The sequence below is a fragment of the Mesorhizobium sp. M7A.F.Ca.CA.004.12.1.1 genome (genome assembly GCF_003997835.1).
Classification (GTDB): domain Bacteria; phylum Pseudomonadota; class Alphaproteobacteria; order Rhizobiales; family Rhizobiaceae; genus Mesorhizobium.
The window spans coordinates 1-10,343 of record NZ_RZRK01000131.1; the positions used below are offsets into that span (position 1 = coordinate 1).

The 10,343-nt window shown below is 63.4% G+C and carries 15 protein-coding genes; 9 read left to right on the plus strand and 6 right to left on the minus strand.

The annotated features are described in order from the left end of the window. The coding region (locus tag EN984_RS09605; protein WP_164765420.1) for a glutathione S-transferase family protein at positions 1 to 466 on the plus strand (466 nt) is incomplete at its 5' end. A gap of 31 nt (positions 467 to 497) precedes the next feature. On the opposite strand, the gene EN984_RS09610 is transcribed toward EN984_RS09605, so the two are convergent. The 3 genes from EN984_RS09610 to EN984_RS09620 all read right to left on the minus strand — a co-directional run bounded on the left by EN984_RS09610 (position 498) and on the right by EN984_RS09620 (position 1,432). Then, positions 498 to 752 (minus strand): hypothetical protein, encoded by a 255-nt coding sequence (locus EN984_RS09610; protein WP_127270430.1) that lies wholly within the window; start codon positions 750 to 752, stop codon positions 498 to 500. Continuing rightward, complete coding sequence (locus tag EN984_RS09615; protein ID WP_027039317.1) at positions 749 to 949, minus strand: hypothetical protein; 201 nt, start codon at positions 947 to 949, stop codon at positions 749 to 751. Before EN984_RS09615 ends, EN984_RS09610 begins: the two co-directional genes overlap by 4 nt. 270 nt (positions 950 to 1,219) lie before the next feature. Then, positions 1,220 to 1,432, minus strand: coding sequence for a cold-shock protein (locus EN984_RS09620; protein WP_127383718.1), 213 nt, complete (start codon positions 1,430 to 1,432; stop codon positions 1,220 to 1,222). A gap of 296 nt (positions 1,433 to 1,728) precedes the next feature. Here EN984_RS09620 and EN984_RS09625 point away from each other — a divergent pair, with 296 nt between their 5' ends. Continuing rightward, complete coding sequence (locus EN984_RS09625) at positions 1,729 to 2,058, plus strand: hypothetical protein (protein ID WP_127270431.1); 330 nt, start codon at positions 1,729 to 1,731, stop codon at positions 2,056 to 2,058. A 34-nt stretch (positions 2,059 to 2,092) separates the two neighbouring features. Here the strand turns inward: EN984_RS09625 and EN984_RS09630 are convergent, their stop codons facing one another. Next, a complete protein-coding gene (locus EN984_RS09630; RefSeq protein ID WP_127270432.1) occupies positions 2,093 to 2,662 on the minus strand; it encodes a methylated-DNA--[protein]-cysteine S-methyltransferase in 570 nt (189 codons plus the stop codon). A 181-nt stretch (positions 2,663 to 2,843) separates the two neighbouring features. Here EN984_RS09630 and EN984_RS09635 point away from each other — a divergent pair, with 181 nt between their 5' ends. The 5 genes from EN984_RS09635 (at position 2,844) to EN984_RS09655 (ending at position 7,612) form a co-directional block, all read left to right on the plus strand. Then, positions 2,844 to 3,749, plus strand: coding sequence for a lytic transglycosylase domain-containing protein (locus EN984_RS09635; protein ID WP_127270433.1), 906 nt, complete (start codon positions 2,844 to 2,846; stop codon positions 3,747 to 3,749). A 5-nt stretch (positions 3,750 to 3,754) separates the two neighbouring features. Beyond that, positions 3,755 to 4,243: a GNAT family N-acetyltransferase gene (locus tag EN984_RS09640; RefSeq protein WP_127270434.1), complete on the plus strand. Its 489-nt coding sequence runs from the start codon at positions 3,755 to 3,757 to the stop codon at positions 4,241 to 4,243. Positions 4,244 to 4,528: 285 nt separating this feature from the next. Then, the gene (locus EN984_RS09645) at positions 4,529 to 5,797 is read left to right on the plus strand and encodes an ABC transporter substrate-binding protein (protein WP_127270435.1); all 1,269 of its coding nucleotides are present in this window, start codon (positions 4,529 to 4,531) and stop codon (positions 5,795 to 5,797) included. A gap of 116 nt (positions 5,798 to 5,913) precedes the next feature. Then, positions 5,914 to 6,786 carry a sugar ABC transporter permease gene (locus EN984_RS09650; protein ID WP_236382911.1) on the plus strand — a complete coding sequence of 291 codons (873 nt, stop codon included), beginning with the start codon at positions 5,914 to 5,916 and terminating at the stop codon, positions 6,784 to 6,786. A gap of 1 nt (position 6,787) precedes the next feature. Continuing rightward, positions 6,788 to 7,612 (plus strand): carbohydrate ABC transporter permease, encoded by an 825-nt coding sequence (locus EN984_RS09655; RefSeq protein ID WP_127270437.1) that lies wholly within the window; start codon positions 6,788 to 6,790, stop codon positions 7,610 to 7,612. An 11-nt stretch (positions 7,613 to 7,623) separates the two neighbouring features. Here the strand turns inward: EN984_RS09655 and EN984_RS09660 are convergent, their stop codons facing one another. Then, a complete protein-coding gene (locus EN984_RS09660) occupies positions 7,624 to 7,959 on the minus strand; it encodes a hypothetical protein (RefSeq protein ID WP_127270438.1) in 336 nt (111 codons plus the stop codon). Positions 7,960 to 8,104: 145 nt separating this feature from the next. On the opposite strand from EN984_RS09660, the gene EN984_RS09665 reads away from it, so the two are divergent. Together EN984_RS09665 and EN984_RS09670 are read left to right on the plus strand one after the other, a co-directional pair. After that, positions 8,105 to 8,848: a DUF899 family protein gene (locus EN984_RS09665; RefSeq protein ID WP_164749022.1), complete on the plus strand. Its 744-nt coding sequence runs from the start codon at positions 8,105 to 8,107 to the stop codon at positions 8,846 to 8,848. A gap of 211 nt (positions 8,849 to 9,059) precedes the next feature. Next, positions 9,060 to 9,614: a DUF4142 domain-containing protein gene (locus EN984_RS09670; RefSeq protein WP_127270440.1), complete on the plus strand. Its 555-nt coding sequence runs from the start codon at positions 9,060 to 9,062 to the stop codon at positions 9,612 to 9,614. A gap of 92 nt (positions 9,615 to 9,706) precedes the next feature. Here the strand turns inward: EN984_RS09670 and EN984_RS09675 are convergent, their stop codons facing one another. Then, a complete protein-coding gene (locus EN984_RS09675) occupies positions 9,707 to 10,027 on the minus strand; it encodes a DUF1476 domain-containing protein (RefSeq protein WP_127270441.1) in 321 nt (106 codons plus the stop codon). Positions 10,028 to 10,343: the final 316 nt, after the last annotated feature.

Sequence of the window (10,343 nt, forward strand, 5' to 3'; positions counted from 1 at the left end):
GAATGCTATGGTGCCGCTGCTCGAGTTCGACGATGGCCGGCGGCTGGCCGAATCCAACGCCATCCTGCTCTATCTCGCCGAAGGCACACGCTTCCTGCCGGCGGACAGGTATGAGCGTGGGCTTGCCTATCAATGGCTGTTCTTCGAGCAATACAGCCACGAGCCTTACATTGCCGTGCGCAAGGCGCTGCTGACCTTCCCCGAACGTGCTGGGGATGCGACCCCGGAGCGGCTGGCGGTGACGCTGGAGCGCGGCAACAAGGCGCTCGGCGTGATGAACAGGCATCTGGAAAACAATGCTTTCTTTTCCGGCAGCACGCTCAGCGTCGCCGACATCGCGCTCTATGCCTATACGCATACGGCGGAGCAGGGCGGCTTCCATCTCGACGCCTATCCGGCGGTGGCGGCCTGGCTTGGCCGAGTGGAAGCGGATCCGGGGCATGTGCCGATCGAGTGGATGGGGTAGTTTGTCCCGCGCCAGGTGGGCGGATGGGTAGCTACTTCAAGAGATGATCATAGTCCGCATGGGTGCCGATCCAGAACCAGATCACATCATCGTTGGTGCGGGTGGCAACAGCCCGGTAATTGTCGTCAACTCGCGCAGACCAGTAGCGTCCGACCTGTTTGAAATGCAGCGAGGGATCAAAAGGGTGGGAGCGGAGTCTTTCAAAACGCCTGTCCGCTTTTGCTCTGATCGCCGATGGCAGTTTTTCGTAAGCCTCCCAGAACGATGGGGAGGCGACGTGATTCACAGAGGCCGCGTCCGACCAGCGCGATGGTCCGTCAGTGCCTGTTCGGCAAGCTTATCCAATCGGCCGGCTTTCGCATCGGCCTCGATCTGCCGATCCCACATATCCTCCCGAAGCGCTTCGAACCAGGCAGCAAACGCCTTCAGTTCTTCAGGGCTCAGTTCCGCAACGGATTTTTCAATTTGCTCAAGCTTGGTCATGGCCGAATGATACCACTACTAGGCTAAAAGTACCACCGGTGGGACTGTAGCGCCCGTTGCAGCACCTAACCCCAGACAGCAAAAAGGCGGGATTAAATCCCGCCTTCCATGCTTGGTAGCCTGATCGGGAACGTCCGGTCCGGGCTGGCAGCTATCTGCTGATCCAGCTTGTCGGGTCTTTCCGCTCCAGCGCGCTTCTCGCGCGACTGTCAGTACATCCGTGACTTGCCGCGCGCCCCGAGCTCTCGCCCGGCGCGCGCTATCGCAAAATCAGGCTGCCTTGCTCAGAGATCCAGCGGACGACTTGCCAGTGCGGCGGTCCTGCTCGATCTCGAAGTTGATCTTCTGGCCTTCGACCAGGGTCGGCAGTCCAGCACGCTCGACAGCGGAGATGTGGACGAAAACGTCCGCGCCGCCCGCGTCAGGCTGAATGAAGCCGAAGCCCTTGGTGGCGTTGAACCACTTGACCGTTCCAGTTGCCATTTAGATAGTCCTTCACATTTGCTTTAGATTGACCAGACCGAGGTCCAGCCGGTGTGCATCGAGATTTTGGAGATAGACGTCAGCAAACGCGATTATCGCGAGGCCCGGATCGATCGGCCGAAATATCAATGGAAGGCATATAGGCTGCTTTCGCACGAAAAACAAGACTGCGTGAGAAAGCCGTGATGAGGGCGCCGCCCAATGGCCGCCCCAATCGCGTGAGAGCGTCGCGATGATCGGAGCCTGTGGGCGCTCGATCCACACCCGCTTGGGAGGGGATCTTGGGGGAGAGGACCATGAAAATCATTCTGCTTGCCGCCTGCCTCACGCTTGTCGCCGCCCAGGCGCAGGCGATCTCGCGCTACGACCCGACGCGTATGGGTTGCGGCAAGGTTCAGGGGACGATCGCCCGGCAAGGGGCCGTCATCCTGCGCTACCAGTCGAAGCGGGTGCCTAGACTGCCGCTCTACGACCGCTATGTGCAGAGCCAGCGATTCTGCAGCATGGGCGAGGTGAGGACACGGGCCTACGTGCCGAGCGCCGACACAAAGTCCTGCCCGGTCTACAACTGCAAGCGGCCGGACAATGACCGGCATTTCCGCCGGCGGTTCTTCCACAACAACTAGGCACCTGCCTACAACAATTAGGCACCTGCCTACATCAGAACCCGAACGACACCTGCGCTGGTGGCGGGGGGCCGACGCGCACGCCTTCCATGGCCAGCATCTTCTCCTTGGTGATCGATCCGCCGGGCGCCGAGAAGCCGCCGATCTTGCCGCCGGCGGCAAGAATGCGATGGCAAGGGATGACCAGCGGCACCGGATTTGAGCCAAGGGCGGCCCCGGTTTCGCGGGCGAGCCCGGCATGGCCGGCGGTTTTGGCCAGCTCGCCATAGGTGGTGGTTTCGCCGAAGGAGAGTTTTCGCGCCGCGTCGTAAATGGCGAGGCGGAAATCGTCGACGCCGTCGAGATCGACCGGCACGGCGGAGAAATCGATGTCCTCGCCCGCCGCATAGGCCTTGATCGCCGCGATCAGCTCGACCACCCATGGCGGCTGCGCCGTGGCACTGGAAACGCCGCCATGGCGCAGCAGGCGCCGCTCCACCGCTTCGCGGCTGCGTTCGGGCAGGCAGAGCCGGATCAGGCCCTTTTCGCTCCACGCAATGCCCATGAAACCGATCACTGTTTCTAACACTGCGTGGCCGGCCGTGATCGAAGCTGTCGTGACCATGATGCGTTCCTTCCCGCAAAGTGGCGAAATCCGGGATTGGTCCCAGTACATATGCGGAACAATATGGCATCACCGCCTGCGTCTCGCCACCCGAAAACCACCTGATCGCCCCGATTGCCCGGCCTGAATCGCTGGTGTAAGGAATTTCTTAACAACCCGACAAACCGGACCCGAGCGCGGCTTGCCAGCAAAACTCAACCTTATCGTGATCGGCGTGATCCTGGCCGCCGCCGGCATCAGCGGCTGCACGTCGACCTCGCAGATGAAGTCCGCGCCTGCTCTCACCGAAACAGCGACCGTCGCCGGCACTGACGCCGGTTTCACCGTGCCGCTGCCGGAGACGGTTTCGGTGCTGCCGGAATCATCAGGGATCGCCCCCGTTCAGACGGCCGAGCTGCCGCTCGATCCCGCCGCACAGCCGGCTGCGGCGACCGCCGCTTTTGCCGGATCGACACCGATGGCACCAGCCGCGCCCGCGGTGATGGCCGCCAATGCCTGGCAGGCGCCGCCACCAGCAAATGCGAGCAAGCCGGTCAAGGCGGCCGAGGCCTACACGACCGCGGGGCTGGTCGTGCCGGCAACCGCCAAGGGCGATCGCATGCCCGGCGTCCAGCAGGTCGCCTATGTCGTGCCGCAGAACCCGGCGGCCCTGGTCCAGTTCCCGGCAGGGCCCGTGCAAGAAGAACACGCGACGGGCGTGCGTGGCGATGTCGAGCGGCTGATCGAGAAATATGCGGCGATCTATCAGGTGCCGGTGGATCTGGTGCGCCATGTCGTCAACCGCGAGAGCACCTTCAACCCGAAAGCCTACAACAACGGCCATTGGGGGCTGATGCAGATCAAACACGCGACGGCGCGCGGCATGGGCTATGACGGGCCGGCCAAGGGCCTGTTCGATGCCGATACCAATCTGAAATACGCGGTGAAATATCTGCGCGGCGCCTGGCTGGTGGCCGGCGGCAACGCCAAGAAGGCCGACTGGCTCTACCAGACCGGCTATTATTACGACGCCAAGCGCAAGGGCCTGCTCGAGGCGACCGGCCTTGGCCGCGACCGCCAGCGCCGTCGCCTGCAGCCCGACGCCTGAGCGCGATGCCTGAACCGCGCCCGCCGGCTCTCAACGACATCCGGCTGCGCAAGATCCTCGACGAGACGCTGGTTCCGCCGCACTGGCCCGACGGCTTTGTCATGCGCAGCTTCGAGCCCGGTGATGCGCTGCCCCTGCATGCGCTGTTGACCGAAGTGTTCGACGACGGCGCCGACGGTCCGTTCGATGAGTGGTGGCCGCGCATCGCCGACGATCCCGAATTCGACCCGGCACTGTGCTTCCTCGTCATCGACGCCAAGGGCCGGCTGGCGGCAGCGGCACTGTGCTGGACCCGCGCCTTCGTCAAGGATCTAGCCGTTCATCCCGAGGCTCGCGGCAAGGGCGTTGCCGAAGCGCTGATGTGGCACGCCTTCGCCGTTTTTCGCGAACGCGGCGCCGATCATGTCGACCTCAAGACCAACACGGTCGAGAATCCCACCGCCGTCCGGCTCTATGAGCGGCTGGGCATGATGCCTGTCGCCTGGGAAGGCTAGGGTGTGCTGATATTCAGGTGATGCCGGCCTGCAAATGATGGCTTCCTGCGCTTCCGGTGCTCACGTACCCAAAAGTACGCTCCGCTCCGGTTCTCGGAAACCACCATTTTCGACTCGGCCTGACCTGAATCTCAACACACCCTGATGGGTGTCGCCCCACGCAGGAACGGCGCGATTTGGGAACCCAAAAGCGCCGCTTCGCATTCAATGGGAGGTGAGGGCCTGACAAGCTGCCGGCGGGTGGGAGGATTTTCGGCGGCCGGCTGCGGAGGGACATTCACCATTATGAAACTCTCTCGCGCATTCCTGGCGCTCGGCGTCACTGCCATCCTGGCTGGCACGCCGGCGCGGGCCGTCGAGCTGTCGATGGTGTCGGGCGATACCGGCGACGGCATCAAGGTGCTGCGCGAGATCCTCGACCGTTACGAGAAAGACAGCGGCAACAAGGTCAGCATCGTCGTCATGCCGACGTCCGGGACCGACCAGTTCGGCCAGTACCGGCTTTGGCTCGCCGCCGGAAACAGTGACATCGACGTCTACCAGACGGACGTGATCTGGGCACCGCAGCTCGCCAGTCAGCTCGTGGATCTGACCGCAGCGACCAAGGACGTCGTGGCCGAGCATTTTCCATCGATCATCCAGTCACAGACCGTCAACGGCAAGCTCGTCGCCTTGCCGATCTTCACCGATGCGCCGGCGCTCTACTACCGCAAGGATCTCCTCGACAAATATGGCGCCAAGGTGCCGGCCACCTGGAAGGAACTGGCGGACACCGCCAGGCTGGTCATGGACAAGGAGCGTGCGGCTGGCAATCGGGATATCTGGGGCTTCGTCTTCCAGGGCAACGCCTATGAGGGGCTGACCTGCGACGCGCTCGAATGGGTGATGTCGAATGGCGGCGGCCAGATCATCGAGCCGGACGGTTCCATCTCCATCAACAATCCAAAAGCGGCGGCGGTGCTCGATATGATCAAGGGCTGGGTCGGGACCATCGCGCCGCCCGGCGTACTCGCCTACCAGGAAGAGGAATCGCGCGGCGTCTGGCAGACAGGCAATGCGGTGTTCATGCGCAACTGGCCCTATGCCTATGCGCTCGGCAACGGCGAGGGCTCGCCGATCAAGGACAAGTTCGACGTGGCACCGCTGCCGGCCGGCACGGGCGACGGCGCGCGCCCGGTCGCGACCCTGGGCGGCTGGAATCTCGCCGTCTCCAAACATTCGAAGCATCCGGATGCCGCGATCGGGCTGGTCAAGTTCATCGCTTCGCCCGCGATGCAGAAATACCGCGCGCTGAAGACGTCCAACCTGCCGACCATCCAGGCGCTGTATGACGATGCCGACATTGCCAGGGAGCACCCGATTATTCCGCGCTGGAAGCAGATATTTCTCAATGCGGTGCCGCGCCCGTCGGCCGCGACCAGGATCAAATACAACGAGGCGTCGAGCCAGTTCTGGAACGCCGTTCACAACACGCTCTCGGGCGACGGCACCGCCGCCGACAATCTAGCCGACCTCGAAGCGATGCTGACCAAGCTGAAGGGCAACGGCTGGTGACCACAGTGCCGACAGGGACCGACGCCCGTGCGGCGTCGGAGACACAGGCTGTTCGTCGTCGGCCATCGCCGTTGACGGCACAGCGCGTTCGCTCGGCGTGGCTTTTCCTGGCGCCGATGCTTCTGGTGCTCGCCGGGGCGGCCGGCTGGCCGCTCGCCCGCACGGTCTATTTCAGCTTCACCGACGCCTCGCTGGCCGACCTCGACGCGCGCCAATGGGTCGGCTTCGCCAATTACTTCTCGGTGCTGCATATGCCGAGCGGCCGGACCCTCTATGACGGGCTGCTCGTCGACCCGGTCTGGTGGCGTGCCGTCTGGAACACGGTGCGTTTCACGGTGATTTCGGTGACCTGCGAGACCATCCTCGGCACGATCGTTGCCCTGGTTCTCAACGCCGAATTCGCCGGCCGCGGCATCGTCAGGGCAGCGATCCTGATCCCCTGGGCGATCCCGACGATCGTCTCGGCGAAGATGTGGCAATGGATGCTCAACGACCAGTTCGGCATCATCAATGTCGTGTTGCTCAACCTCGGCCTGATCAGCGACAAGATCGCCTGGACGGCCAACGCCGACACGGCGATGGCGGCCGTCCTCATCGTCGATATCTGGAAGGCGACACCATTCATGACGCTGCTCATCCTGGCCGCGCTGCAGATGCTGCCGAGGGAGATCATCGAGGTCGCCAGGCTCGACGGCGCCAACCCCTGGCAGATCTTCTGGCGGGTGACCTTGCCGCTGATCCGCCCGGCGCTGATGGTGGCCGTGATCTTCCGCGCGCTCGATGCGCTGCGCATCTTCGACCTGATCTATGTGCTGACGCCCAACAATGTGCAAACCAAGTCGATGTCCGTGTTCGCCCGCGAGAACCTGTTCGAGTTCGACAAGTTCGCCTATGGCTCCGCCGCCTCGACCTTGCTCTTCCTGATCCTAGCTCTGCTCACCATCGTCACCATCCGGATCGGCCGGATCAGGCTGGACGGAGGCCGCTGACATGTGGATCGTGAAGCGCACGGCCTTTTACCTGCTGGTCGCGGTCATCGTCTTCGTCGCCGTGTTCCCGTTCTACTATGCCATCGTCACCAGCCTGAAATCGGGGACCGACCTGTTCCGGGCCGATCTGTGGCCGACGACGATCAGCCTCGCCAACTACCGGAATGTGCTGACCGAAGGCAGCTTCGTGCGCAACTTGCTGAACTCGCTGTTCGTCTCCGGCGCGGTGGTTGCGCTTTCGCTGTTGCTCGGCGTCACATCGGCCTATGCGCTGGCGCGCATTCGATTCCGCGGCCGCTCGGCCCTGCTGTTCATCATCCTGTCGGTGTCGATGTTCCCGCAGGTGGCGCTGCTGGCGGGGCTGTTCGAACTGGTCCGCCTGTTCGGCCTCTACAATTCGCTGTTCGCGCTGATCTTCTCCTACATGATCTTCACCTTGCCGTTCACCGTCTGGGTGCTCACCACCTTCGTCCGCGACCTGCCGGTCGAGGTCGAGGAGGCGGCGATCCTAGACGGCGCGACGCCGTGGCTCATCATCACCCGGGTCTTCCTGCCGCTGATGTGGCCGGCGCTGGCAACCACCGGCCTGCTGGCCTTCATCGGCGCGTGGAACGAGTTCCTGTTTGCCCTGACCTTCACCTCCAACAACGCACAGCGGACCGTGCCGGTGGCGATCGCGCTGCTCTCCGGCAACTCGCAGTTCGAGATCCCATGGGGCAACATCATGGCCGCCTCGGTGATCGTCACGGTGCCGCTGGTGGTGCTGGTCCTGATCTTCCAGCGCAAAATCGTTTCCGGCCTCACCGCGGGCGGGGTCAAGGGGTGAGGGACGAGTCCTCAGATGTCCGGCGCGTTGCCGATCTTCTGCTTGAGCTCCAGCGCCCAGGCGCGGCCTTCGTCGCCGCCCCACAGCAGCCAGGCAATATAACCGGCCGAAGGGTTTTGCTCATTGCCGTAGTTCCTGCCGCGCTTGTCGACCTCGTGGCGGGCGAAATAGCTGACCATGCGGCGGATGGTGGAGGGCGCGAGCTTTTCCCGGTTCTTCAGCTCGGTGGCTCGGGCGACGCCGATCTCGGTGCCGCCACGGCCGAACTCGCCGCGCAGCCTGAGGCCCTTGGCGGCATTGTCGGCCACCACTTGCGGGCAGCGCAGATCGATCTCGCCGTCGTGCATGTTGTTCCCCGGATCACGCTGCCCGAACAGGTATTACGACATCTCACCATGCGCAATAAATGTCGGGACCGATCGCTGCCGAACGTCCTTGGGTCGCAGAGCAACCGCGCCGGGACGCCGGCGCCGCGACTTGAAGGAGCCGATCATGATCACCTTTCCCAATGAATCCGCCAAATACCGCACCGCGCGCGAAAAATTGCTGAAGAAGGAAATCGAGCTGCGCCGCGCCATGGAAGAGGTCGCCGAGGCCCGGCGCGCGTTGCCGCCGGGCGGGCTGATCCGCCAGGACTATGAATTCGACGGGCTGGACGGCGATGGGAGGCCTGCAAAGATAAAGCTGTCGGAGCTGTTCGCGCCCGGCAAGGACTCGCTCATCCTCTACAACATGATGTTCCCGCGCCATCCGCAGGAAAAGCGCGAGGTGGCGACCAGCGGCGGCACGGCGAAGCTCGCCCGGCAGGACCAGCCATGCCCCTCCTGCACGGCATTGCTCGACCAGTTCGACGGCGCGGTCGGGCATCTCCAGGCCGCCGGCTTCAATTTCGCGGTGGTGGGCAAGACCGCGCTCGAAAACCTGGTCACGCTCGGCCTCGACAGGGGCTGGCGCAACATGCGGCTGGTGTCTTCGGCTTCCAACAGCTTCAAGCGCGACTACAATGCGGAGGCGGCCGACGGCTCACAGATCCCGCTGCTGTCGGTGTTTCACCGCGACGGCGAGGGCATACGCCATTTCTGGAGTTCGGAACTGGATTTCGCGCCGACGGAGCCGGGCCAGGATCCGCGCAGCCTCGGCACCTGCGAAACGCTGTGGAACCTGATGGATTTCACGCCGGAAGGCCGCCCGAACTGGAACGAGCAGCTGCAATATGGCGAGGCGTGTTGCCACTGAAAGGCAGCTCTGGCCAGCCGCCGCGTTTCAGTTTTCGGAACATGAGTCCCATGGGCTGGCTCGAACGAGGGCATCGGCGAGCGTTCGAGCAAGCCACATATACGGCGGGGCGATCGAGGCGATATGCGCAGGCTTCTTCCTCAAGAGCTGCAACCGGAGTGCCCAAGCGACGTTGGATTGTCCGAGGGACAATTCCAACCGGAGACATGCCATGAAGACGCTTGCCATTCTGACCGCAGCAGCATTGCTTGCCGGCGCGCCGGCCTTTGCCCAGTCGAACACGACCGCCACGACCACGCCGCTCGCTACGACGACGAAGGTCGACACTTCGACCTTCATCAAGACGGTGCCGAGCGCCAATGAGTTCGAGATCGAGTCCAGCAAGCTCGCCGAGCAGAAGGCGACCGATGCCGACGTCAAGGCGTTCGCCAAACAGATGATCGCCGACCACACCAAGGCCGGCGAGGAATTCAAGGCGGCGCTTGCCCAGGGCCAGACAACCTCGGCCACCGCGCCGTCAGGTCCGGCCCTGCAGCCCAAGGAGCAGAAGATGCTCGATGAGCTGAAGGGCGCCAGCGGCGATCAGTTCCAGGCCAAATACATCGAGATGCAGACCAACGCCCACAAGGAAGCCGTCGCGCTGTTCAGCGGCTATGCGCAATCCGGCGACGACCCGGCGATGAAGGAATTCGCCAAGAAAACCCTGCCGACGCTGCAGATGCACGAAAAACATGTGAAGGAACTGGCGGCCGCGCATCAGGGGTGAGGGCGGTTCAAGGCCGACGCTCTACGGCGCCCCCCTCTGTCTGGGGGCGCCGTAGAGCGTTACGGTGGCAAACCAAGCACAATGAGCGGCGCTCAGGTCGACCTGATCTGCTCCACCGCGGTCACCAGCAGCTCTTCCATGGCGGTGCGTATCTGGGCATCCGACTGGGCGATGCCCGCCGCGTCGAAATCGGCGCGCACCTTGCGGAACACGTCGTTGTCGCCGGCCTCTTCGAAGTCGGCGTGCACCACTTCCTTCGCATAGGCGTCGGCGTCCGCACCAGATTTGCCAAGCTTTTCGGCGGCCCAGAGGCCGAGCAGCTTGTTGCGGCGCGCCATGGCCCTGAACTTCGTATCCTCGTCCATCGCAAACTTCTTTTCGAAGCCTTCCTGACGGTCTCTCATGCTGCTCATGGTTTGCCTCGTTCGATGTGAGTCCGATCTTCAGCCCAAGGGAAAAGCGGGCAGGGAAGGCGAGAGTGGCGTGCATGGATGTCTTTAGCAAGGCCGGATCGTTCACGCCGGCGATTGAGCGGGGTGCTTGGCGGTTCCGGTCATTTGGCCGATGTGATTTGACGTTGCCGCGCCGTGTCCTACTCTCGAATGCATGGTGGACGAACCGAGGAGACGAGTGATGCGGTCGCCTTTCAATGGAATTCGCAGCGTCGCGCTGACGGCGGCCGTGATGCTTGCCGCCGGCACCGCGGCCTATGCCCATCATGGCTGGTCG

Excerpts from the sequence above, each read along its gene's own strand:
- EN984_RS09660 (WP_127270438.1), bottom strand. The coding sequence starts at position 7,959 with ATGCACGACGGCGAGATCGATCTGCGCTGCCCGCAAGTGGTGGCCGAC.
- EN984_RS09630 (WP_127270432.1), bottom strand. The coding sequence starts at position 2,662 with ATGGTCACGACAGCTTCGATCACGGCCGGCCACGCAGTGTTAGAAACA.
- EN984_RS09675 (WP_127270441.1), bottom strand. The coding sequence starts at position 10,027 with ATGAGCAGCATGAGAGACCGTCAGGAAGGCTTCGAAAAGAAGTTTGCG.
- EN984_RS09650 (WP_236382911.1), top strand. The coding sequence starts at position 5,914 with ATGCTTCTGGTGCTCGCCGGGGCGGCCGGCTGGCCGCTCGCCCGCACG.
- EN984_RS09615 (WP_027039317.1), bottom strand. The coding sequence starts at position 949 with ATGACCAAGCTTGAGCAAATTGAAAAATCCGTTGCGGAACTGAGCCCT.
- EN984_RS09665 (WP_164749022.1), top strand. The coding sequence starts at position 8,105 with ATGATCACCTTTCCCAATGAATCCGCCAAATACCGCACCGCGCGCGAA.
- EN984_RS09625 (WP_127270431.1), top strand. The coding sequence starts at position 1,729 with ATGAAAATCATTCTGCTTGCCGCCTGCCTCACGCTTGTCGCCGCCCAG.
- EN984_RS09645 (WP_127270435.1), top strand. The coding sequence starts at position 4,529 with ATGAAACTCTCTCGCGCATTCCTGGCGCTCGGCGTCACTGCCATCCTG.
- EN984_RS09640 (WP_127270434.1), top strand. The coding sequence starts at position 3,755 with ATGCCTGAACCGCGCCCGCCGGCTCTCAACGACATCCGGCTGCGCAAG.
- EN984_RS09655 (WP_127270437.1), top strand. The coding sequence starts at position 6,788 with ATGTGGATCGTGAAGCGCACGGCCTTTTACCTGCTGGTCGCGGTCATC.
- EN984_RS09670 (WP_127270440.1), top strand. The coding sequence starts at position 9,060 with ATGAAGACGCTTGCCATTCTGACCGCAGCAGCATTGCTTGCCGGCGCG.
- EN984_RS09620 (WP_127383718.1), bottom strand. The coding sequence starts at position 1,432 with ATGGCAACTGGAACGGTCAAGTGGTTCAACGCCACCAAGGGCTTCGGC.